Consider the following 20,732-nt stretch of genomic DNA (forward strand, 5'->3'; position numbering starts at 1 on the left):
CGACGACCGGCCGTTGGCGGGTACACAACATCCTTATGGCGGTGTGATGAGCACCGGGTGCCGGCCGCCGGGAAACCTGCCGTACGCTGCCGGGCCATGAACGCTGAGCAGAGAATCGCTGTCGTCACAGGTGCGGGATCGGGGATCGGCAGGGCCGTCGCCCTCACTCTCGCGGGCGCGGGCTGGACGGTGGCCCTGGCGGGCCGGCGGGCCGCCGCCCTGGAGGAGACGGCGGCCGCGGCCGGCCCGGGCACCACGGTGTGCCTGCCCACCGACGTGAGCGACCCGGAGGGGGTGGCGGCGCTCTTCGCCTCCGTACGGGACCGCTTCGGCCGGCTGGACCTGCTCTTCAACAACGCGGGGACGTTCGGACCGCGCGCGACGCCCGTCGAGGACCTCGCGTACGAGGACTGGCGGACGGTGGTGGACGTCAATCTGACGGGGACGTTCCTGTGCGCGCAGGCGGCGTACCGCCTGATGAGGGAGCAGGACCCGCAGGGCGGCCGGATCATCAACAACGGCTCGGTCTCGGCCCACGCGCCGCGCCCGCACTCCATCGCCTACACGGCGACGAAGCACGCGGTGACCGGCCTGACGAAGTCGCTGTCGCTGGACGGGCGGCCGTACCGGATCGCCTGCGGGCAGATCGACATCGGCAACGCGGCCACCGACATGACGGAGCGGATGAGTACGGGGATCCTCCAGGCCAACGGCGAGGTGGCCGCCGAGCCGGTCATGGCGGCGGACGATGTGGCGCGGACGGTCCTGCACATGGCGGAGCTGCCGCTGGAGGCCAACGTGCAGTTCGCGACGGTGCTGGCGACCGCGATGCCGTACGTCGGCCGAGGCTGAAAGGGGTCGGGGGCGGGACACCGGGCCGCGAGCCGCGAGCCGCGAGCCGGAGGAGCTGTACGGGAATGCGCGGCCGCCTCCCCCGGTTGAGCTGCGACATGAGCGCACACACCGCCGCAGACGTCCTCCGCTACACCGCGTTCTCCGCCGATCCGGGCGGGGGCAACCCGGCAGGGGTCGTCCTGGACGCCTCCGGGCTCGACGACGCGGCGATGCTCGCGGTCGCGGCGGAGCTGGGTTACAGCGAGTCGGTCTTCCTCACCGCACCGGACGGCCGCGGCGGGTACACCGTCCGCTACTTCAGCCCGAAGGCCGAAGTATCCTTCTGCGGCCATGCGACGGTGGCCGCCGCCATCGCGCTCGCCGAGCGGGACGGCCCGGGCGACCTGGTGTTCTCCACACCCGCGGGCACGGTCCCGGTCACCGTCACCCGTGAGGGCGACGAGCTCCGCGCCACCCTCACCAGCGTCGAGCCGCACACCACGGACGCCGCCCCCGAGGACGTGGCGGAGGCCCTGGCCGCCCTGGACTGGCCGGCCGCCGAGCTGGACACCGCACTGCCGGCCCGGATCGCCTACGCGGGCGCCCGTCACCTGGTGCTGGCCGCCGCGACCCGGGAACGGCTGGCGGACCTCTCGTACGACTTCGCCCGGCTGGAAGCCCTCATGCAGCGACTCGGCCTGACGACGGTCCAGCTGGTGTGGCGGGAGTCCGCCACGGTCTTCCACGTCCGCGACCCGTTTCCGGTGGGCGGCGTCGTCGAGGACCCGGCGACGGGCGCGGCGGCCGCGGCGTTCGGCGCGTACGCCCGCGAGCTCGGCCTGGTCCCGCACGACGCCGTCCTCACCCTGCACCAGGGCGCCGACATGGGCCGCCCCGGCACCCTCACCGTCGGACTGAGGCCGGGGGACACGCGGATCAGGGTGTCGGGGACGGGGACCCGTATCGGCTGAGGCCCGAAGCGGTGTGCGGCCGGGGCTCAGCTCGCGTACACACCCGCCCGCGCCGCCACCGCCGCCGCCTCGGCCGCGCGGTCGGCGACCGCCTCGTCGAGGGGGTCGCCGCTGGCCAGCATCCGGTAGTAGAGGGGCGCCGACACGGCCCGGATCACCTCGCGGGCGTCGGTCCCCCGGGGGAGTTCGCCCCGCTCCACCGCCGCGTCGACACAGCCGGCCCACTCCTCGACACGTACGGCGTAGAAGCGGTGCAGGGCCTCGGCCGTCCGGGCGTCGCACGTCGCCGCAGCGACGACGGCGGCGAAGAGAGGGCCCTGGCGCGCGTCGGTCAGCGTGCGCACCACAAGTCGCGCGTTGGACCGGAGGTCCTCGTCCAGCGAGCCCGTGTCCGTACGCGGGACCGACTGCTCCGCCATCTCCGTCAGCAGGTCGGCGACCAGTCCCGCCGCGGTGGACCAGCGCCGGTAGACCGTCGTCTTGCCGACCTCGGCGCGGCGGGCCACCTCGGCGAGGTCGAGCCGGTCGAAGCCGTGCTCGACCAGCGCGTCGCCGGCCGCGCGCAGCACGGCCTCCCGCACCCGTGCCGTACGGCCGCCGGGCCTGACCGTGCCAGGCTCCACATCCCCTGCGTCCACGACATGCCTCCCGTTCCGTCACCGGCCCCGACCAGGAAACAGTACACCTTAACGGGAAAGCGGGGCCGTTAGCACTCGGAGCTCCACCGGGTGAGTCGGGCCCGGGTGACGGAGCGCGGGCGCGGCAGGATGACGGCATGGCACCACCGCTGACCGTTCCCAGCATGACCGCCGGACCCGACTTCGTCCTGCGCCCCTGGGAGATGAGCGACCTTCCCCTCGTCCGCGAGGCGGCGGAGGACGACTACATCCCGCTGGTCACCACGATTCCCACGCCGTACTCCGACGAGGCCGCCGAGGCCTACGTCAGGCGGCAGTGGGACCGGGCCGCCGACGGGGACGGATATCCGTTCACCATCGCGCGCACCAGGGACCGGCGGCCGGTCGGTTCCATCGGGCTCTGGCTCGCGGACGCGGACGCGGGCCGGGCGACCCTCGGCTACTGGATGACGGCCCCGGGCCGTGGCCAGGGCGTCGCGGGAGCGGCCCTGCGCACGGTCACCACCTGGGCGCTGCACGAGCTGGGCATCCCCCGGGTGCAGCTCCTCATCGAACCCTGGAACACGGCATCGGTACGGACCGCCGAGAGCGCCGGCTACCGGCGCGAGGGCCTGCTGCGCGGCTGGCAGGAGATCGGCGGGCGGCGCCGGGACATGCTGATGTACGCCCGGCTGAACGCCGATCGTCCCGCCGATGACCGGTCACCCACCGCGAGCTGAACACCGGACGTTACGATCACGGGCACCGCGGTGGTGCCGCGGGCCGCAAGCCACCGAATCCCCGGGAGAGCCGAGCCTTGTCCGAACCGCGTATCGGCGTGTCCATCGTGACCATGGGAGACCGTCCGCAGCAGGTCGAGGCGCTGCTGGCGTCGGTGGCCATGCAGGACGCGCGCCCCTCCCGCGTGATCGTCGTGGGCAACGGCTCGCCGCTCCCCGACTACAGCTCCTTCCCCGGCCTGACGGGCCTGGCCGGCGGCGTGACCCTGCTCGAACTCGACGAGAACCTCGGCTGCCCCGGCGGGCGCAACGAGGCCCTGGACGCGCTCGCCGCCTACGGCGACGTGGACGTGGTGATCGAGCTGGACGACGACGGACTCCTCGTGGACAAGGACGTGTTCCGCCGGGTCCAGGAGTTGTACGCCGCCGACCCGCGTCTCGGCATCGTCGGTTTCCGCATCGCCGACGAACACGGTGAGACCCAGCGCCGGCACGTGCCGCGTCTCCGCGCCAAGGACCCGATGCGCCGCGGCCAGGTCACCGCGTTCCTCGGGGGCGGCCACGCGCTCTCCATGAAAATGCTCGCCGAGACCGGCCCCTGGCCGGCCGAGTTCTTCTTCACCCACGAGGAGACCGACCTGTCCTGGCGGGCGCTCGACGCGGGCTGGAAGATCCTCTACGAGCCCGCCCTGCTGCTCCAGCACCCCAAGACGTCGCCGGCCCGCCACGCGGTCTACTACCGCATGACCGCCCGCAACCGCGTCTGGCTGGCCCGCCGCAACCTGCCCCTGCCCCTGGTCCCCGCCTACCTCGGCACCTGGATCCTGCTCACCGCGGCCCGCACCCGGTCGGCCACCGGCCTGCGCGCCTGGGCGGCCGGCTTCGCCGAGGGGATGCGCACCGAGTGCGGCGACCGGAACCCGATGCACTGGCGCACGGTGTGGCGGATGACGCGCCTGGGCCGCCCGCCCCTGGTCTGACCGCCTGGGTGCCGGCCACCCGCCGCTCAGCCGGCGGTCGTCCACCGGTACAGCACGTCCGGCTCCTTCTCCTCGTTGCGCGCGCCGTCGTCGTAGGCCTCGGCGACGAAACCGTGCCGCTCGTAGAAGGCGCGCGCGGCGGAGTTGCGCTGGAAGGTGTACAGGCTGAGCTCGCCGCGCGAGGCCTCCTTCACCCGCTCCAGGAGCAGCGTCCCGACGCCCCGGCGCAGGGTGTCGGGCCGAAGATAGAGCTGGTCGAGCTCGTCCCCGTCCAGTGAGGCGAATCCGAGCAGCTCACCCGCCTCTCCCTCGGCCACCCACACCCTGTGGCCGGGCAGCACGCCGTGGGTGATCCACGCGAGCGTGTCCTCGTCGCTGTGCACCCGCGGCAGGTACGGGAGCGCGGCGGCCCGTGAGTCCAGGAAGACCCGGGTGATCGCCTCCGCGTCCCCGGCGGTCGCCGCCCGCAGCCGTACGGATGTGTTCCGGTCCATGCGCCGCTCCCCCGCGTCGGTGAACGAACAGATATAGCAGGGGTGTCGGCCGGAACGGCGGGTTCCGCCGCCGTTCCGGGGCGGGCGTTGCATAATGCCGCCCTGAGGCACCACCGACCGCCCGACCGAGGAGTCCAGCCATGGCTTTGACCCGCACCGAGCGTGAGCAGTTCCTGGCCGAACCGCATATCGGCGCACTGGCCGTGGACGCGGCCGAGGAGGGGCGGGCCCCGCTCACCGTGCCGATCTGGTACCAGTACGCACCCGGCGGCGACCTGTGGATCATGACGGGGCGCGACACTCCCGCAAGGGGACCGCCATCGCCCGGGCGGGCCGCTTCAGCATCATGGCGGACCGCCTCACGCCGACCATCCGCTACGTCTCCGTCGAGGGCCCGGTCGTCGCCACGCTCCCCGCCACCCGTGAGCAGCTGGTGGAGATGGCCTCGCGTTACCTCCCCGCCGAGAAGGTCGAGGGATACGTCGACTTCGCCTGGAAGGAGCACGGCGCACAGGTGGTCGTCCACATGCGTCCCCAGCGCTGGCTCAGCTCGGATCTGGGCCAGGTCTGAGCCTGCGGCGTACGGGCGGCGTGGAGGCGCCGGTTCCGGAAGGTCTTCTTCGAGGCGATCTTGCGGCATAGATCGTTTAGGGTCTGGGCAGCATGAGGGCGCACATGATGAGCCATCAATATGTGGCTCAAAACGTGCACTTCAAGTCAATGGGCGTCATTTTCGATCGCCCGGTCACGGGGCGGGGGCCTGTGAACTGTCTCAAGAGAGGACCCGCCACATGCCGCAGGACGTCACATTCGACCTCCCGTTCAAGACGCCGGTGAGCGAACACCTCGCGTACGCGCGCGAGCACCACCTGCGCTGGGTGTGGGAGATGGGCCTGGTCCGCAGTCAGGCCGGCTTCGAGGAATACCAGTCCTGGGACCTGCCGCAGGCGGCGGCGCGTACGTACCCCTACGCCTCCGCCGACGACATGGTCGTCCTGATGAACTGGTTCTCCCTGGCCTTCCTCTTCGACGACCAGTTCGACTCCGGGAGCCCGGACCGCGCGGACCGCATAGCGGAGGTCGCGCGTGAGCTGATAGCCACACCGCTGCGGCCCGCCGGGACGCCTCCCCGCGTGCTCTGCCCGATCACCCTGGCCTGGGCCCAGGTGTGGGCCCGTCTCTCGGATGGCATGTCCCTGACCTGGCGGACCCGGTTCGCCGCCTCCTGGGGCCGCTTCCTCGTGGCCCACACCGAGGAGGTCGACCTGGCGGCCGGGGGCCGCGCGGGGACGCTCGGTATCGAGGAGTACGCGGAGTTCCGCCGTCGCACGGTCGGCATCCACCACAGCATCGACGCCGGTGAGCGCAGCCGCGGCTTCGAGGTGCCGGCTCAGGTGCAGGCACACCCGCTGATGGTGAGGATGCGGGACCTGGCCGCGGACACGATCGGCTTCATGAACGACATCCACTCCTTCGAGCGCGAGAAGCGCCGGGGTGACGGCCACAACCTCATCGCCGTCCTGCACCGGGAGCGCGGCTGCACATGGGACGAGGCCGCCGCCGAGGCGTACCGGATGACGACGGCGTGCCTCGACGAGTACCTCGCGCTCGAGACGCACGTCCCGGCCATGTGCGAGGCGCTCGGTCTCAGCTCCGAGGAGCGGGCCCAGGTGCGGATGGGCGTGGAAGCCATCCAGCACTGGATCAACGGCAACTACGAGTGGGCGCTGACCTCGGGCCGGTACGCCGCCGCCAAGGAGGGCCCGGCCGCCACGGCGGAGCTGGCGGGCCGGGGATCGCTGGACGATCTGCTCACCGTCTGACAGACGTGTGCCCGCCCGGCCGGAGGGTCCGGCCGGGCGGGCACACGGAGCGGTCAGACCGCGGTGAACTCGACCGGGAGGGTGTCCAGACGCGCTTCCCAGGTGGAGGCGGTCGAGGTGAGTTCGCCGGCGGGCACGGACAGGCGCAGCCCGGGCAGCCGGTGCAGCAGGGTGTCGACGGCGGTCTCGATGATGGCCTGGCCGATGTTCTGGCCGGGGCACTCGTGCGGACCGCCGCTGAACGCCAGGTGCGACTGGTTGCCGTGTACGGAGACACCCGAGTCCGGACGGATCTCCGGGTCGAGGTTGCCCGCGGCGAGCCCGAGCACCAGCAGGTCGCCCTCCTTGATCTGCGTACCGCCCAGTTCGAGGTCCGCGGTGGCGAATCGTCCCGGGAGGACCGCGAGCGGCGGGGTGCTCCACATGACTTCCTCGACGACCTCGGAGACGGCCCGCTGGCCGCTGACGAGCCCCGAGAGACGGGCGGGATCGGTGAAGACCGCCTCCAGCACCCGGGCCAGCAGGTTGCTGGTCGTGGTGTGCGCGGTGATCAGGACCAGGCGCAGATGGCTGAGGATCTCGCCCTCGTCCAGTCCGGCGTCGTGCGCGAGCAGCCCGGTGGTGAAGTCGGGCCCGGGTTCGAGGCGCTTGCGCTCGGCGAGCTCCCCCAGGATCTCCATGATGCGGTCGTTGTGCGCGAGGGCGTCCGGACCGCCCTTGATGACCTGGGCGCAGGAGACCGCGAGGCTGCGGCCCTCGGCGGCCGGGAGCCCGAACAGGCGCGTCAGCACGAGCATCGGCAGGTACTCGGCGTACTCGCCCACCAGGTCGGCACTGCCCTTCCCGGCGAACGCGTCGATCTGCTTGTTCGCGAAGTGCGTGACATGGCGCCGGATACCGCGCCCCGCCAGGGTGTCCAGGTTGTCGGTGACGGCCCGGCGCAGCCTGCGGTGGGGCTCGCCGTCCTGGGAGACGCAGTCCGGACGCCAGCCGAGCATCTGCATCAGCGGCGAGGTGTCCTCGACCTCCCCCTCCTTCCAGTCCCGCCAGATGCGCGAGTCCCGGCTGAACTGGAGGGGGTTGTCGAGCACGCGCCGGCTCTCGCGGTAGCCGAGGACCAGCCAGGCGCGGACGTCCCCCTCCAGGAGAACCGGTGCCACGGCCCCGTGTTCCTTGCGCAGCCGTCCGTAGATGCCCTGCGGGTCGATCGCCGCGTCCGGCCCGTACAGCCGGGTCAGGCCGTCGGCGCCGTGCATGACGGGGCAGCCCCGGGTGGCTTCCGCGTCGTCGGCCGGGTGCTCGGTCATCGGGGCTCCAGAGCGACGGCGGAGCGTGCCTTCAGGTGACGTATCAGCGCGATCAGCACGTCACGACTGGAGTTGCGGTCCCGGGCGTCGCAGGTCACGACCGGCGTGTGCGCGGGGATGTCCAGGGCGTCCCGGATCTCCTCGACCGGATGGTCCTTGGAGTCGGGGAACACGTTCAGCGCGATGACGAAGGGCACGTCCTGCCGCTCCATCTCCTCGATGGCGCGGAAGCTGGAGGCGAGCCGGCGGGTGTCCACCAGCACGACCGCCCCGAGGGCACCCTTGAACAGGCCGTTCCACAGGAACCAGAACCGCTCCTGCCCCGGGGTCCCGAACAGGTACAGCACCAGCTCCTCGTTGATGCCGATCTTGCCGAAGTCGAGGCTGACGGTGGTCTCCTGCTTGTCCGCCACCCCGATCAGGTCGTCGACGTCCACGCTGGCCTGTGTGAGCGTCTCCTCGGTGGTGAGGGGCTTGATGTCGCTGACCGAGCGCACCAGGGTGGTTTTCCCGGTGCCGAAACCGCCGGCGATCATCACCTTCACCGAGCGGGTGCCGCCTCCCGCCGTCTGCCGGTCGGGATGGTCAAAGCCTTTGAAGTCCACTGAGTACCTCCTCAAGGAGCGCGAGGTCGGGCCCGCGACCGGCTCCTGAAGCCGGGATCGGATCGCGGGCTTCCACGCGGCCTGCGTCCAGCAGATCGGCCAGGAGCACCGCGAGAATGTTGAAGGGCAGTCCGAGGTGGGCGCCGAGTTCGGCCACCGACAGCGGATCGCGGCAGCGCCGGAGTATCTCCTCGTGCTCGTGCTGCAGACCGGTCCCGGCCGCGGCACGGGAGCTGATGAGTGTCGCCACGTCCAGGGTCGACGCCGAACCACCCGGTCCGCTGCGCCCCCCGGTGAGGACGTAGTAGCGCTCGAGACCGGGCGGGTCCGTGGGCCGGCGGGGACCACTCATCCAGGATTCTCCTCCAGGCGCGGACTCGTGCCGAGGAGCTCGCCCATCCTCCGCGCCAGATCCCTCATCTGATGGCCGAGCAGGCCCTGGTCGAGCCCTTCCCTGGCCAGCACCCCGAGGTAGGTCTCCACACCGGCCCGCACCACGAAGAGATGGCCGCCGTCGACCTCGATCATCGCCAGGCGGAGCTGTCCCGCGTACGTGGGGAACTGCTCGGCCACCGGCTGGGCGAGGGCCTGCAGGCCCGCGACCACGGCGGCGAAGCGGTCCACGTCGTCGGGGTCGTCCGCGCCGTAGGAGGTGATGGCCTTCCCGTCGCTGGAGGCCACGAGGGCGAAACGTATCTCCCGGATGCTCTCCGTGAGATCGCGGAGCGCCCAGCTCACGTCGGTTCCCTGTTGCGTCATGTGGACTAGTCGCTCTCTTCAGTGCGGTTGGACTCACGGCCGGCAGTCGTCTCGCGGGCGCCCGGGTCGGCGTCCGCGGTCGTCGCCCCTGGTGGAGCACTTTCGCGCCCGGCGGTGGCGAAGGCGGCGAGGCCGGCGAACGAGGAGTCCGGCGGCACGGGGACCACGGACTCGGTGGTCCGGTCGGTTCCGCCCGGCCGGGCCTCCGGCGTGTCCACCCGCCTGCTCCTGCGTCGCGGCAGGCCGCCGGGAGTGGTGTCCATGGCGTCGATGACTTCGGTGCTTTCCACGGGCACGGCGGCCCGGGCCGGCTCGGGGACCGGCGCGGCCCTCTCCACGGCGGGCCTGGCCGGCTCGGTGACGGGGGCGGACAGATGGCTGAAGTACTTGTGGGGAACCACCACGACCACCGAGGTGCCGAGCCACGGCGAGTCCGCGAAGGTGACCCGGATGCCGTAGCGGCGGGCGAGGGCACCCACCACACGCAGGCCGAGGTTGGCGTCCTCCGAGATGCCGCCCAGGCCGGGCCCCTGCGAGGTGCCCGCGATGGCCTGCTCCGCCTCGCGCTTGCGCTCGTCGGTCAGGCCCTTACCGGCGTCCTGGATCTCGATGCCGACGCCGTTGGGCACCTCCTTGCCGGAGACGACCACGGGCTCGGTCGGCGGCGAGTAACGCGCCGCGTTGTCGAGGAGGTGGGCGAAGATCAGGGTGAGGTGGTCCACCAGACCGCCGTCGACACCGAGTTCGGGCAGGTGACGGACCTGGATGCGGTTGAAGTCCTTGATGCGTCCGATGCCGCCGCGGACCACGCTGAGCAGTCGCTGCGGCTCCTGCCACTGGCGTCCGGGCCGGTCCGAACCACCGAGCACGCCGATGCTGGCGGCGAGACAGTCGGCGGGGCCGATCTCCTGGTCCAGTTCCATGAGGCCCTGGGCCACGGCGGGCAGCCGCCCGTGTTCGCCCTGCATCTCGTGGAGCCTGCCGCGCAGCCGGCCCGTCAGCACGTGGATCCGGCTGCCGATGCCGACCACGGCCTGCTCGGCCGACGTGGAGCGGTTCAGCTCCTCCTCCACGGCGAGCAGCGCGGTCCGCTGGACCTTGCGCAGCGCGGCGCGCAGCTCCGGACCCGCATCGGCCTCCTGCTCGGCCTCGGCCAGGATGTCGTCGATGGCCTCGCCGTCCCGCAGCCGCGCGACGGCCTCGGGGAGGTGGCGGTCGCCGAGCCTGACGACGACGGCCTGCTGGAGGGCGAGCCGTTCCTCCGTCGCGCGGGCCCGTTCGGCGATGGCGGTCTCGTACGCCTGGGTGTGCTCAGCGAGCCGGGCCTCGAAGGCGGCCGCCTGCTCGCCCAGCTGAGTCTCCAGGGCGGAGCGCTCGGCCGCGAATCTCTGTTCCCTGCCGCGCACATCCGCGTACAGCTGCTGGGAGTGCTCGGCCTGGGCCGAGCGGAAGTCGTCGTTCGCGCGGCCGAGCCGGGCCCGGGTCCGCACCAGGAGCCGTACGCAGACCGCGCCGGCGACGGTGACCGCGGCCCCCGCGAACGTCGCGGGTATCTGGACCTCATCGGGTCCCGCCACTGCGGTGACAACGGTCCCGGCTCCTAAGGCCAGCGGCATCAGCCACCAGCCGTACCAGGCGACCGGTGTACGTGCCACCGGGGGTGGAGTGGCAAGTTCCATCTGAATCCTTCGAGAGCAACACAATCGAACAGGGGGGAGTCGCGCACACACCGCCACACCACCCGCGAGCGGGCAGCGCGGCGGCGGCCGAGTGAGTTCGAGTCAACTCGCCGCGCCGCAGGGGAGCCTATCGGGTTACGGACGCAAGTGATCAACTCCCCTCCGCATACCGGAAGGTACGGGATCCGCCGCCGGCCGGAACCCGGCGGCGGCCGTGACACCGCCACGGGTGAAGGCGCCGGAACGGGGTAGAGACACGGAGCGGCGGACGGGCCCACCCCTGGCGGGAAACCGACGAATGGCCGGAAAGAGCCTCCGGAGCGAGAGAAGAGCCCTTCGCCCCTGCCGCGTACGGGAGTTCGAGAGGGCAGACGGGCGGGGAGAAGGGGCAGAACCTTCGCACCCCTCCGGGCATCCGATGTGCCCCCGGGTCCGCTGACACGGGGTCCGGCCCGGTCCTATCGTCGACTGGTGGACCTATGGACTTCTTTGGAACCCGCGTCGACCACGGTGGATCCGGGCAGCAGTACGACCGTCCGGCTGCGGCTGCGGAACACCGGCGACGTCGTCGACGAGTACCGCTTCGAGCCCGTAGGCGGCCTCGCCCCCTGGATGGCCGTGGAACCGCAGACGGTCCGGCTCTATCCGGGGACGACCGCGACGGTGGAGCTGAGGATCGCGCCGCCCCGCACCCCCGACGCGACGGCCGGACCGAATCCGTACGCGGTGCGGATCACGCCGACCGAGCACCCCGAGGCCACCACGGTCCCCGAAGGCAACGTCACGATCACCCCGTTCACCGAGCTCAGGGCCGAACTGGTCCCTCCCACGGTCAAGGGGCGTTTCCGGGGCCGGCCCAAGCTGGCCGTCGACAACCTCGGGAACACCAAGCTCACCGCGTCGGTCAGCGGGAGCGACAACGGGGACGCCCTCTCCTACGACATCCGCCCCGGCAGTATCCAGGTCGAGCCGGGCCGCGCCGTCTTCGTCGACGCGACGCTGAAGCCCCGGCAGATCACCTGGTTCGGGTCGAAGGAGCAACGGCCGTACACGCTGGCCGTCCAGAGGTCCGGTGCACAGCCCGTCGACGTGGACGGCACCTACGTCCAGCGTGCGTTCCTGCCGGGGTGGCTCGCCACGGCACTCGGTATCGCCCTGGCCCTCACCATCACGTTCGTCATCATCTGGCTCTCCTACAAACCGAAGGTGAGCAGCCTCGCGACGGAGAAGGTCGCCGACGCCCCGGTCAGCACGCTGCCGCCGTCCGCTTCTCCGCCGGCCCAGCCGTCGCCGCAGGCCGAGTCCAAGGCGCCCACCGTCGAGCCCACGCCGGAGAAGGAGGACGCCGGCGCGGAACCGACGAAGGAACCTGCCGGCGGCGGTGGCGGCGGCGGCGGCGCGGCGCCCGAGAAGAAGCCCGCCCCGGCGCCGGGGTCCCAGATCATCAGCAAGGGCGCCGGGCGGTGCATCGAAGCCACGGGCCAGGTGAACGGCGAGGCCAGGGACGGCACGCATCTGACGGTCTGGGAGTGCAAGGAGAGGGCCAACCAGAAGTGGGAGTTCCTCAACGACGGCACCGTTCGCTCGCTCGGCATGTGCATGGACGTGGCCTGGGGTGCCAAGGAGGACGGCACCGTGATCCAGCTCGCGCGGTGCACCGGGGTCCCGGCTCAGAAGTTCGTCCTGAGCACCGAGGGGGACCTCGTCAACCCGCAGGCGAACAAGTGCGTGGACGCGAAGGACGGCGGCCGCGCCGACGGGGACGCGCTGCGGCTGTGGACGTGCGCGGGAGTGCCTCATCAGAAGTGGCGGCTCGCGGGCTGAGCCGCGCGTTCCGCGTCGCCCCGCCGGATGAACGACGGGTCGACGCGGGCCGGTGACACCGGATCACCGGCGGGCCGAAGAGGTGACAGCGACGGCGTACTCCCGCGCGTCAGTGGCCGGGCGCCCCTCCGGGGCCCGAGGGTGAAGGGGCTGCGCACCGGGTCCGGCCGTGGGGCGGCGGCCGGCCGCGGCTTCCGGGACGACGCCGTGCACCCGTCTCCGGGGAGCCGCGGGCGCGTCCGTTCCCTCTGAAGTGGAGTGATCCGTATGGCTCGGGCCCGCCGTCTGATTCCGGCTCCGCCCTCCGAGGTCTGGCGGCTCCTCTCCGATGGCTACCGCTACAGGGAGTGGGTGAGCGGAACGCGGCAGATCCTCTCCGCCGACCCCCACTGGCCGGAAGTGGGCGCGCGCCTCAAGGTCCGCGTCGGCGTGGGCCCCCTGGTGCTCGACGACACGTGCGTCGTCCGCATCTGCGAGCCGGAGCGCCGTCTGGAGCTGGAAGCGAAGGCGGAACCCTTCGGCGCGGCCCGCATCGCGATGCACCTGATCCCCTGGGCCGAGCACACCCTCTTCCAACTGGACTGGCACCCGCTCCGGGGCCCCGGCACGCGTATGCACGGCCTGCCCGTGGACTACGTCGTCGGTGTCCGCAACGGGGTGATGCTCACGAAGTTCGCGCGCATCGCCCTGCGCGAACACCAGGCAGGCGTTCAGGGCGCGCCGCTCCCCGGCTGACGAGCCGTCTGCCGGGTTCTGCCCACCGGATGGACCGCACCGGCTCGCGATCACCGCCTCGCGGTGGCCAGTGCCGCACGGATGGCGTCCTCACCGGCCGGCCCTTCTCGTTCGAGATCCCACAGTCGTCATACTCTCGGCGTCCTTCCAGAAGACGTGAATCCTTGTCATGTGGCCGACTCGTTGCGACGCGGATTCCCGCCGTCAGCCGACGGAAAAATAGTGGCCGTTGTCCAGATCGGCGAGCAGGCCGGGCCGAGCAGGTTCCCAACCGAGGGTCCGGCGGGTGATGAGATTGGACGCCGGGTAATTCTGCGTGACTATGCTGGCGAGGAATCCGAAGTATCCCGGCACCATCAGTACGTCCTCGGGAATGCTCACGGCGGGCAGGCCCAGACGGCTGCCGACGGCCTCCGCGATCTCGCGGAACGGGATGGCCCCGTCCCCCACCGCGTGCCAGTATCTGCCGGCCGGCCCCTTCTCCAGCGCCAGGCGGAACAAGGAGGCGACATCGCGGGTGTGCACGGCGTTCCACAGGTTCGCGCCGTCTCCGGGGTAGCCGGCGACGCCCTTCTCCTTGGCGAGCGCGATCAGTGTGGGAAGGAAGCCGGTACGGTCGGTCGTGCTGTGCGCGATGTTGGCAATCCGCACGACCGAGGACCGCACTCCCCGCTCAGCGAGGCCGACCACTGCGGTTTCCACGACGTTACGAGCCCGCAGGGTGCCCTTGTACGCGTCTCCGCCGGGAAGGGCCGCGTCCTCCTCGGTGGCCGGCCGGCCCAGATGCTGCCCGGGCGAGCCGATGCTCCCCGCTGCGACCAGCGGCTTCCCGGTTCCCGCCAGCGCCTCGCCGTACGCGAGCATGACCGAGAGCTCCGCGGCGGCCACGGCGTCGATCCCGCCGATTGGAAGCAGATCCTGCCTGTGCGCGACATGGATGACGCCGTCGGAGTCCGCGGCCGCGCGTGGCAGCCGGCGGCTGACGGTCGGCTTCCGGGCAGGCATCGCGGTCATCCCGGCGGCGCGGGCATTCGAGGCCCGGCACCCGGACGTGGTCGTGGACGTTCAGCGGATCGAATGGGGTGACCAGGCCGCGATGCTGCTCGACGGCCGCATCGACGTCGGCTATGTGCGGCTGCCCATCGACGAGACCGGCCTGCGCGTCACCCCGCTGTACACCGAACCGCGGGTGGCCGTGCTGCCCGCCGGCCACCGGCTGGCCGGCGAGAAAGAGGTCACCGAGGCCGACCTGGCCGGCGAACCGCTGGTCTGGCACGCCGACCCGGGCACACAGCCCACCAGACGCCCGCACCCTGACGCCGGGTACCTGGTGCGCGGGGTGGACGAGATCCTCGAGCACGTCGCGGCCGGCCGGGGCATCTCGTTCCTGGCCCGCTCGGCGACCGTGTTCTACTCACATCCGGACATCAGCTACGTGCCCATCCCGGACCTGGCGCCCGACCAGGTGTGCCTCGCCGTGGCGGCATCGCGCAGCTCGTCGGTGGTCGATGACTTCCTCACCGCGGCTCAGGCGATGGCCGAGACCACAGCGGAGTGCGGGAACTATGAGATGTGGCAGCTCGGAGGCGATGCTTTTCCGCAGCACGGTTGAAGCCGCTTCGACCCGAGGCCGGGGAGGGCTCAATGGGACAACCGCTGGTGGCGGCAGACGAGTCGGGCTGTACGCCGGGTTCTGTCGCCCGGTCGCCTCGCGGCGGCCGGGGAGACGGCCATCCATCTAGGACCGGCATTGCTGCCGGCCTCGTGCGGTCTACCCGCGAACTCGGGCGGGCAGCCCTCGGACGTTCGCGCAGGAGCACCGGGGTGCTCCCTCTTGACCTTGCTCCGGGTGGGGTTTACCTAGCCGCCTGAGTCGCCTCAGACGCTGGTGGTCTCTTACACCACCGTTTCACCCTTACCGGGGACCGAGGTCCCCGGCGGTCTGTTTTCTGTGGCACTGTCCCGCGGGTCACCCCGGGTGGCCGTTAGCCATCACCCTGCCCTGTGGAGCCCGGACGTTCCTCGGGAGGATCCGGGGATCCTCACGCGGCCGTCCGCCCGGCTCGTCTGCCGTGGTGACCATGCTACCCGGCGGGGGCGGCGGTGAAGGCCGCGATACCGGCCTCCCAGGCCGCCGAGAGGTCGGCGCCCGGAGGGAAGCGGCCGTTGAGCTCCAGGACCACCATGCCGTGGGCGAAGGCCCAGGCCGCCCTGGCCCGGTCCTCGTCACCCCCGGCGGCACGCAACAGCGGGGCCGCCGCCACGTCCGCCGCCCCCGTGGCGGGGAGGGTGCGGCCCATGGTGAGGAGGTAGAGGTGCGGGTGGGCCAGGGCGTAGGTGCGGTAGGCGGTGGCGAGCGCGGAGAAGGAGCCCGGGGCCGCCGCCTCGGCTGCCGCGAGCACCCCGGCGGTCTCCCGGAGCATCTCGGTGGCCAGCGCCGCCACGACGGAGGACTTGTCCGGGAAGTGCTTGTACAAGGACGGCGCCTTGACGCCCACCCGGTCCGCCAGCCGGCGCATGGTGAGCGCTTCGGCGCCCTCCGCCTCCAGCAGGACGCGCGCGGCGGCGATGATCTGCCGGGGTCTGCCGGCAGCGGGGGCGGTGGCGAGGTCAATCACGCAGGAGACCTTCCCTGGTACGGAGTCGCTACGCGGTCCGCAGCCGAGGACGTGATCGTACGAGATGGGGACAAGCCGTCCTCACTCGGGCGCCAGCGCTCCGCCGGGCCGGAGAAGGCGGCGACGTCGGCAACGCGCAGTGCACCCGGAAGCCGTGCCGGCGGGGTGCCGTCCGCGCAGGTCATGCGGAGGTGGCGGCGAGGCATGCCGTCGAGCCCAGGCCGGGGCGGCGGGCTCGGCATCCCGGTCTCCGGAGCGGGCTCCGGGTGGGCCGGCCCGTACCCTTGCCGGGGGCTCCCACGCACCGCGGAGCCCTGTGCCGTGTGTGAAGGAGAACCCCGTGCTCGTGCTGTTGCCGCCCTCCGAAGGTAAGGCCGCTTCGGGGCGCGGGGCACCGCTGAAGCCGGAGTCCCTGTCCCTGCCGGGCCTCGCCGACGCCCGGGCCGCGGTCCTCGACGAGCTGGTCGAGCTGTCGATGGCGGACGAGGAGAAGGCCCGTGAGGTGCTGGGCCTGACCGAGGGGCTGCGCGGCGAGATCGCGAAGAACGCCGAGCTGCGCACGGCCGGGACACGGCCCGCCGGGCAGATCTACACCGGGGTGCTGTACGACGCCCTCGGCCTGGCCTCGCTGGACGCGGCGGCCAAGCGGCGGGCGGGGAAGTCGCTGCTGGTGTTCTCCGGCCTGTGGGGCGCGGTGCGGGTGGGCGACCGTATCCCGTCGTACCGCTGCTCGATGGGGGTGAAGCTGCCCGGCCTGGGGGCCCTGAACGCCTTCTGGCGGACCCCGATGGCTTCGGTGATGCCGGAGGCGGCCGGGGGAGGGCTCGTCCTGGATCTGCGCTCGTCCGCGTACGCCGCCGCGTGGAAGCCCTCGGGCGAGGTCGCGGAGCGGACGGCGAGCGTGCGGGTGCTTCAGTCCCAGCTGGTGGACGGGGTGGAGAAGCGGTCCGTGGTCAGCCACTTCAACAAGGCGACGAAGGGCCGGATGGTCCGCGATCTGCTGCTGGCAGGGGCCGACCCCAAGGACCCGGCGGAGCTGGTGGAGGCGGTGCGCGACCTGGGCTACGTGGTGGAGGCGCGGGCCCCGGAGCGGGCGGGCCGGCCGTGGGCGCTCGACGTGGTGGTCACCGAGATCCACTGATCCGCGCCCCCGAACCGACGCGACGTTGCAGCATACGCAACGCGCGTTGCGCGGTGTGCGGTTCTCGCGGCAGGATGGCCTCATGACCCCCTCCGTGCCCGCCGCCGTGTCCGCTTCAGTCCTCGACCTCGCCCCTGTCGTCCCCGTCGTCGTGCTGGAGGACGCGGCCGACGCGGTGCCGCTGGCGCGCGCGCTCGTGGCCGGCGGGCTGCCCGCGATCGAAGTCACACTGCGGACGGCCGCCGCCCTCGACTCGATCCGGGCGATCGCCTCGGAGGTCCCCGACGCCGTGGTCGGCGCGGGCACGGTGATCTCCCCGGCGCACGTGACCGCGACCGTCTCGGCCGGAGCACGCTTCCTGGTCAGCCCCGGCTGGACGGACGCCCTGCTGGACGCGATGAAGGCGTCGGGTGTGCCGTTCCTGCCGGGTGTCTCCACGACGTCCGAGGTGGTCGCGCTGCTGGAGCGCGGGGTCACGGAGATGAAGTTCTTCCCCGCCGAGGCCGCGGGCGGCACCGCCTATCTGAAGGCACTGGCGTCCCCCCTCCCCCAGGCCCGCTTCTGCCCGACGGGCGGCGTCTCGCTCGCCTCCGCGCCGTCGTATCTGGCGCTGCCCAACGTGGGCTGTGTGGGCGGCAGTTGGATGGTTCCGGGGGACGTGGTGGCGGCCAAGGACTGGGCGCGCGTGGAGCGACTGGCCGCCGAGGCGTCCGCGCTCGGCGGCCGCTGAGCCCCTACCGCAGGTGCGAGGTGTCGTTGAGGAGCCTCAGCGACGGGTTCCCGTCCGCGTAGTACGCCACCGTCGAGACGGACGCGGGCGAGAGCTCCATGCGGAACAGCGACTCGGGCGGTGCGCCCAGCGCGAGCCGGACCAGGGTCTTGATCGGGGTGACGTGCGTGACCAGGAGCGCCGTGCGGCCCGCGTGACGCGCGATCAGCCGGTCGCGCGTCGCCGACACCCGCTCCGCCACCTCGGCGAAGCTCTCGCCGCCGCCCGTGGGCGCCGCGTCGGGGGATGCCAGCCAGGTGGTGAGGTCGGAGGCGTAACGCTCCCGCACCTCACCGAAGGTGAGCCCCTCCCAGACCCCGAAGTCCGTCTCGCGCAGGCCCTCCTCGATACGGACCTGGAGACCGAGCCTGGCCGCCACGGCCTCCGCCGTCTCACGGCAGCGCCGCATCGGGGAGCTCACGACCTCCTGGACCGTGCCCCGCGCGGCGAACGCCTCCGCCGCGCACGCGGCCTGGTGGCGGCCGGTCTCCGAGAGCTCCGGGTCGCTGCCGCCGCTCCCCGAGAACCGCTTCTCGGGGGTCAGGGCCGTCTCACCGTGCCGCAGCAGGATGAACGTGGCGGGCGCGCCCAGGTCGGGTGCGCTCCCCCAGCCCACCTGCGGGGTCGCGGGCGCGCTCTGCGGAGCCGCCTCCGAGGGGCGGGCGGCCACCATGGCGGCGCGGACCTTCGCCGCGCCCGCGGCCGCGTCGCCGGGCGGTCCCGACCGGGGCGGCGGGTCCGGGACGACGAGCGTGCGCATCGTCTCCATGTCGGCCGTAGAGGCCGCCGGGTCCCACTGCTCTCCCCGCCTGCCCGCGTCCATCGCCTCGTTGGCGAGCCGGTCGGCGTGCTTGTTCTGCTCGCGCGGGATCCACTCGTACGTGACCGAGGAGGCCGGGAGGATACGCCCGGCCTCCTCGGCGAGCGGCTTCATGTCGGGGTGCTTGATCTTCCAGCGGCCCGACATCTGCTCGACCACCAGCTTGGAGTCCATCCGGACCCGGACCTGCACGTCCGTGTCCGGGAAGAGCTCCTTCACCGCCCGCAGGCCGGCGATCAGGCCCTTGTACTCGGCGACGTTGTTCGTCGCGACGCCGATGTACCCGGCCTTCTCGGCGAGGGTGTGGGCGTCGGCCGGGTCGACGACGACAGCGCCGTAACCCGCGGGTCCCGGGTTGCCCCGGGAGCCTCCGTCGGCCTCGACGACCAGCTGGCGGGGAGCGGACATTACAGGCCCGACTCCGAGGTGCGTACGAGGATGCGGTGGCAGTTCTCGCAGCGCAGCACGGTGTCGGGAGACGCGGCCTTCACGTCGTTGACCTCGGTGATGTTCAGCTCCAGGCGGCAGCCCTCGCAGCGGCGCTGGTAGAGCCGTGCGGCGCCGACGCCGCCCTGCTGGGCGCGCAGCTTGTCGTAGAGCTTGAGCAGGTCGGCGGGGACGGCACTCGCGACGACCTCGCGGTCCTTGGCCACGGTGGCGGTCTCCGAGTCGAGCTCCTGGGAGGCCGCGTCCCGGCGGGCGGTCGCGTCGTCGACCTTGGCCTGCACCGCGCTCACGCGCTCGGTCAGTTCGGCGACGCGCTCCTGGGCGGACTCGCGGCGCTCCATGATCTCGAGGACGACGTCCTCCAGGTCGCCCTGGCGCTTGGCCAGCGAAGTGATCTCACGCTGGAGGCTCTCCAGGTCCTTCGGCGAGGAGACCGCGCCGGAGTCGAGCCGCTGCTGGTCGCGGACGGCGCGCTGACGCACCTGGTCGACGTCCTGCTCCGCCTTGGTCTGCTCGCGGGTGGTGTCGCTCTCCTCGGTCTGCGAGGCGACGAGCAGGTCACGGAGCTGCGCGAGGTCGCTGTTGAGCGACTCGAGCTCGGCGTGCTCGGGCAGCGAGGTGCGCTTGTGGGAGAGCTGCGACAGACGTACGTCGAGTGCCTGGACTTCGAGGAGTCGGATCTGGTCGGCGGGCGCGGCGTTCAGTTGGGGGCTCCAGAAGAGTGGTGGGTGGTCCAGGGGTCGGTGACCTGCTTCGAGACATGGACCCGCAGGTCCCATCCGTGGCGGTCGGAAATTGCGTCGAGCTGCGCGGCGGCCTGCTCGCACCAGGGCCATTCGGTGGCCCAGTGTGCGGCGTCGACGAGGCCGAGCGGCGAGTGCTGGACGGCCTCGGAGGCCGGGTGGTGGCGCAGGTCCGCGGTGAGGAAGGCGTCCACACCGGCGGCGCGCACGGCGTCGAAGAGGCTGTCGCCGGAGCCGCCGCTCACCGCGACCCGGCGCACGGAGGCGTCGGGGTCGCCGGCCAGCCGGACGCCCTGCGCGGTGGCGGGCAGCCTGGCGGCCGCGCGGGCGGCGAAGTCGCGGAGGGTCTCGGGGTGGTCGAGCTCGCAGATCCGGCCGAGCCCGCGGCGCCCCCCGGCGTCCGTGGGATCCGGCACGAGGGGACCGGTGACCCGCAGGTCCAGGGCGCCCGCGAGGGCGTCGGACACCCCGGGATCGGCGGTGTCGGCGTTGGTGTGCGCGACGTGGAGGGCGATGTCGTGCTTGATGAGCCCGTGCACGACCCGGCCCTTGAAGGTGGAGGCCGCGACCGTCGTCGTACCGCGCAGATAGAGCGGGTGGTGGGTGACGATCAGCTGGGCACCGAGGGTGCGGGCCTCGTCGGCGATCTGCTCGACGGGATCGACGGCGAAGAGGACCCGGTCGATCTCCGCTCCGGGATCACCGCAGACCGTGCCGACGGCGTCCCATCCTTCGGCCCGCTCGGGAGGCCAGAGGGCGTCGAGCTCGGCGATGACTTCAGACAGACGGGGCACGTAGGAAAGGCTACCTGTCCGCCGTGGCCCGG

22 protein-coding genes, 1 other RNA gene and 1 pseudogene are annotated in these 20,732 nt (G+C 72.2%); 11 read left to right on the plus strand and 13 right to left on the minus strand.

The genetic code is table 11. From position 1 onward, the window contains the following. The first annotated feature begins 96 nt into the window (after positions 1–96). Both ACZ32T_RS02495 and ACZ32T_RS02500 read left to right on the plus strand, forming a co-directional pair. Complete coding sequence (locus ACZ32T_RS02495; protein WP_467273231.1) at positions 97–852, plus strand: SDR family oxidoreductase; 756 nt, start codon at positions 97–99, stop codon at positions 850–852. Positions 853–950: 98 nt separating this feature from the next. Continuing rightward, positions 951–1,805, plus strand: a complete 855-nt coding sequence (locus ACZ32T_RS02500) for a PhzF family phenazine biosynthesis protein (protein WP_467364944.1) — start codon at positions 951–953, stop codon at positions 1,803–1,805. A 26-nt stretch (positions 1,806–1,831) separates the two neighbouring features. Here the strand turns inward: ACZ32T_RS02500 and ACZ32T_RS02505 are convergent, their stop codons facing one another. Next, the gene (locus tag ACZ32T_RS02505) at positions 1,832–2,443 is read right to left on the minus strand and encodes a TetR/AcrR family transcriptional regulator (protein WP_467273233.1); all 612 of its coding nucleotides are present in this window, start codon (positions 2,441–2,443) and stop codon (positions 1,832–1,834) included. 137 nt (positions 2,444–2,580) lie between these two features. On the opposite strand from ACZ32T_RS02505, the gene ACZ32T_RS02510 reads away from it, so the two are divergent. Next, on the plus strand, positions 2,581–3,162 hold the full coding sequence (locus tag ACZ32T_RS02510) for a GNAT family N-acetyltransferase (protein WP_467364946.1): 582 nt from the start codon (positions 2,581–2,583) through the stop codon (positions 3,160–3,162). Between the two features lie 77 nt (positions 3,163–3,239). Next, positions 3,240–4,142: a glycosyltransferase family 2 protein gene (locus ACZ32T_RS02515; protein ID WP_467273235.1), complete on the plus strand. Its 903-nt coding sequence runs from the start codon at positions 3,240–3,242 to the stop codon at positions 4,140–4,142. 26 nt (positions 4,143–4,168) lie between these two features. Here the strand turns inward: ACZ32T_RS02515 and ACZ32T_RS02520 are convergent, their stop codons facing one another. Beyond that, entirely contained in the window at positions 4,169–4,636 is a 468-nt protein-coding gene (locus ACZ32T_RS02520) for a GNAT family N-acetyltransferase (protein ID WP_467364948.1), read from the minus strand. Positions 4,637–4,776: 140 nt separating this feature from the next. Here ACZ32T_RS02520 and ACZ32T_RS02525 point away from each other — a divergent pair. Next, a pseudogene (locus tag ACZ32T_RS02525) lies at positions 4,777–5,207 on the plus strand (pyridoxamine 5'-phosphate oxidase family protein). A 220-nt stretch (positions 5,208–5,427) separates the two neighbouring features. After that, a complete protein-coding gene (locus ACZ32T_RS02530; protein WP_467273238.1) occupies positions 5,428–6,459 on the plus strand; it encodes a 7-epi-alpha-eudesmol synthase in 1,032 nt (343 codons plus the stop codon). Between the two features lie 53 nt (positions 6,460–6,512). Here ACZ32T_RS02530 and ACZ32T_RS02535 read toward each other — a convergent pair whose 3' ends face one another. The 5 genes from ACZ32T_RS02535 to ACZ32T_RS02555 are packed head-to-tail and all read right to left on the minus strand — an operon-like array spanning position 6,513 to position 10,809. Beyond that, on the minus strand, positions 6,513–7,766 hold the full coding sequence (locus ACZ32T_RS02535; protein ID WP_467273239.1) for a cytochrome P450: 1,254 nt from the start codon (positions 7,764–7,766) through the stop codon (positions 6,513–6,515). Next, positions 7,763–8,371: a GTP-binding protein gene (locus ACZ32T_RS02540; protein ID WP_356707451.1), complete on the minus strand. Its 609-nt coding sequence runs from the start codon at positions 8,369–8,371 to the stop codon at positions 7,763–7,765. Before ACZ32T_RS02540 ends, ACZ32T_RS02535 begins: the two co-directional genes overlap by 4 nt. Further along, complete coding sequence (locus ACZ32T_RS02545; protein ID WP_356707452.1) at positions 8,352–8,723, minus strand: DUF742 domain-containing protein; 372 nt, start codon at positions 8,721–8,723, stop codon at positions 8,352–8,354. The genes ACZ32T_RS02540 and ACZ32T_RS02545 overlap by 20 nt, the downstream gene beginning before the upstream one ends. Beyond that, positions 8,720–9,130: a roadblock/LC7 domain-containing protein gene (locus ACZ32T_RS02550; RefSeq protein ID WP_356707453.1), complete on the minus strand. Its 411-nt coding sequence runs from the start codon at positions 9,128–9,130 to the stop codon at positions 8,720–8,722. Before ACZ32T_RS02550 ends, ACZ32T_RS02545 begins: the two co-directional genes overlap by 4 nt. A gap of 5 nt (positions 9,131–9,135) precedes the next feature. Continuing rightward, positions 9,136–10,809: an ATP-binding protein gene (locus ACZ32T_RS02555; protein ID WP_467364950.1), complete on the minus strand. Its 1,674-nt coding sequence runs from the start codon at positions 10,807–10,809 to the stop codon at positions 9,136–9,138. Between the two features lie 471 nt (positions 10,810–11,280). Here ACZ32T_RS02555 and ACZ32T_RS02560 point away from each other — a divergent pair, with 471 nt between their 5' ends. Both ACZ32T_RS02560 and ACZ32T_RS02565 read left to right on the plus strand, forming a co-directional pair. Next, entirely contained in the window at positions 11,281–12,633 is a 1,353-nt protein-coding gene (locus tag ACZ32T_RS02560) for a ricin-type beta-trefoil lectin domain protein (protein ID WP_467364952.1), read from the plus strand. 267 nt (positions 12,634–12,900) lie between these two features. Then, the gene (locus tag ACZ32T_RS02565) at positions 12,901–13,368 is read left to right on the plus strand and encodes an SRPBCC family protein (protein WP_467364954.1); all 468 of its coding nucleotides are present in this window, start codon (positions 12,901–12,903) and stop codon (positions 13,366–13,368) included. A 204-nt stretch (positions 13,369–13,572) separates the two neighbouring features. On the opposite strand, the gene ACZ32T_RS02570 is transcribed toward ACZ32T_RS02565, so the two are convergent. After that, the gene (locus ACZ32T_RS02570) at positions 13,573–14,382 is read right to left on the minus strand and encodes an NAD-dependent epimerase/dehydratase family protein (RefSeq protein ID WP_467364956.1); all 810 of its coding nucleotides are present in this window, start codon (positions 14,380–14,382) and stop codon (positions 13,573–13,575) included. Between ACZ32T_RS02570 and ACZ32T_RS02575 the strand changes: the two genes are divergently transcribed. Continuing rightward, on the plus strand, positions 14,306–14,980 hold the full coding sequence (locus ACZ32T_RS02575) for a LysR family substrate-binding domain-containing protein (RefSeq protein WP_467364958.1): 675 nt from the start codon (positions 14,306–14,308) through the stop codon (positions 14,978–14,980). The two genes, ACZ32T_RS02570 and ACZ32T_RS02575, sit on opposite strands and share 77 nt — an antisense overlap. A 54-nt stretch (positions 14,981–15,034) precedes the next feature. Here the strand turns inward: ACZ32T_RS02575 and rnpB are convergent. After that, positions 15,035–15,434: RNase P RNA component class A (gene rnpB / locus ACZ32T_RS02580), an RNA gene on the minus strand. Positions 15,435–15,452: 18 nt separating this feature from the next. After that, on the minus strand, positions 15,453–15,986 hold the full coding sequence (locus tag ACZ32T_RS02585; RefSeq protein WP_467364960.1) for a TetR/AcrR family transcriptional regulator: 534 nt from the start codon (positions 15,984–15,986) through the stop codon (positions 15,453–15,455). A gap of 340 nt (positions 15,987–16,326) precedes the next feature. Here ACZ32T_RS02585 and yaaA point away from each other — a divergent pair, with 340 nt between their 5' ends. Continuing rightward, positions 16,327–17,127: a peroxide stress protein YaaA gene (gene yaaA / locus ACZ32T_RS02590; RefSeq protein WP_467273247.1), complete on the plus strand. Its 801-nt coding sequence runs from the start codon at positions 16,327–16,329 to the stop codon at positions 17,125–17,127. A gap of 82 nt (positions 17,128–17,209) precedes the next feature. Next, positions 17,210–17,857 (plus strand): bifunctional 4-hydroxy-2-oxoglutarate aldolase/2-dehydro-3-deoxy-phosphogluconate aldolase, encoded by a 648-nt coding sequence (gene eda, locus ACZ32T_RS02595; protein ID WP_467364963.1) that lies wholly within the window; start codon positions 17,210–17,212, stop codon positions 17,855–17,857. A gap of 4 nt (positions 17,858–17,861) precedes the next feature. On the opposite strand, the gene ACZ32T_RS02600 is transcribed toward eda, so the two are convergent. From ACZ32T_RS02600 to ACZ32T_RS02610, 3 genes are read right to left on the minus strand one after another with little or no spacing between them, the layout of a single operon-like run. After that, complete coding sequence (locus ACZ32T_RS02600; RefSeq protein ID WP_467364965.1) at positions 17,862–19,124, minus strand: bifunctional RNase H/acid phosphatase; 1,263 nt, start codon at positions 19,122–19,124, stop codon at positions 17,862–17,864. Next, positions 19,124–19,867, minus strand: a complete 744-nt coding sequence (locus tag ACZ32T_RS02605) for a zinc ribbon domain-containing protein (RefSeq protein ID WP_467273262.1) — start codon at positions 19,865–19,867, stop codon at positions 19,124–19,126. The genes ACZ32T_RS02600 and ACZ32T_RS02605 overlap by 1 nt, the downstream gene beginning before the upstream one ends. Then, positions 19,864–20,700: a Nif3-like dinuclear metal center hexameric protein gene (locus ACZ32T_RS02610; RefSeq protein ID WP_467364967.1), complete on the minus strand. Its 837-nt coding sequence runs from the start codon at positions 20,698–20,700 to the stop codon at positions 19,864–19,866. The genes ACZ32T_RS02605 and ACZ32T_RS02610 overlap by 4 nt, the downstream gene beginning before the upstream one ends. Positions 20,701–20,732 lie beyond the last annotated feature (32 nt).

It is taken from the genome of Streptomyces sp. NPDC023573, from assembly GCF_055559735.1.

Bases quoted from the DNA above. Each gene is read 5' to 3' on its own strand.
- ACZ32T_RS02545 (WP_356707452.1), bottom strand. From the start codon at position 8,723: ATGAGTGGTCCCCGCCGGCCCACGGACCCGCCCGGTCTCGAGCGCTAC.
- ACZ32T_RS02520 (WP_467364948.1), bottom strand. From the start codon at position 4,636: ATGGACCGGAACACATCCGTACGGCTGCGGGCGGCGACCGCCGGGGAC.
- ACZ32T_RS02555 (WP_467364950.1), bottom strand. From the start codon at position 10,809: ATGGAACTTGCCACTCCACCCCCGGTGGCACGTACACCGGTCGCCTGG.
- ACZ32T_RS02500 (WP_467364944.1), top strand. From the start codon at position 951: ATGAGCGCACACACCGCCGCAGACGTCCTCCGCTACACCGCGTTCTCC.
- ACZ32T_RS02495 (WP_467273231.1), top strand. From the start codon at position 97: ATGAACGCTGAGCAGAGAATCGCTGTCGTCACAGGTGCGGGATCGGGG.
- ACZ32T_RS02510 (WP_467364946.1), top strand. From the start codon at position 2,581: ATGGCACCACCGCTGACCGTTCCCAGCATGACCGCCGGACCCGACTTC.
- ACZ32T_RS02530 (WP_467273238.1), top strand. From the start codon at position 5,428: ATGCCGCAGGACGTCACATTCGACCTCCCGTTCAAGACGCCGGTGAGC.
- ACZ32T_RS02565 (WP_467364954.1), top strand. From the start codon at position 12,901: ATGGCTCGGGCCCGCCGTCTGATTCCGGCTCCGCCCTCCGAGGTCTGG.
- ACZ32T_RS02600 (WP_467364965.1), bottom strand. From the start codon at position 19,124: ATGTCCGCTCCCCGCCAGCTGGTCGTCGAGGCCGACGGAGGCTCCCGG.
- eda (WP_467364963.1), top strand. From the start codon at position 17,210: ATGACCCCCTCCGTGCCCGCCGCCGTGTCCGCTTCAGTCCTCGACCTC.
- ACZ32T_RS02575 (WP_467364958.1), top strand. From the start codon at position 14,306: ATGACGCCGTCGGAGTCCGCGGCCGCGCGTGGCAGCCGGCGGCTGACG.
- ACZ32T_RS02550 (WP_356707453.1), bottom strand. From the start codon at position 9,130: ATGACGCAACAGGGAACCGACGTGAGCTGGGCGCTCCGCGATCTCACG.
- ACZ32T_RS02570 (WP_467364956.1), bottom strand. From the start codon at position 14,382: ATGACCGCGATGCCTGCCCGGAAGCCGACCGTCAGCCGCCGGCTGCCA.
- ACZ32T_RS02535 (WP_467273239.1), bottom strand. From the start codon at position 7,766: ATGACCGAGCACCCGGCCGACGACGCGGAAGCCACCCGGGGCTGCCCC.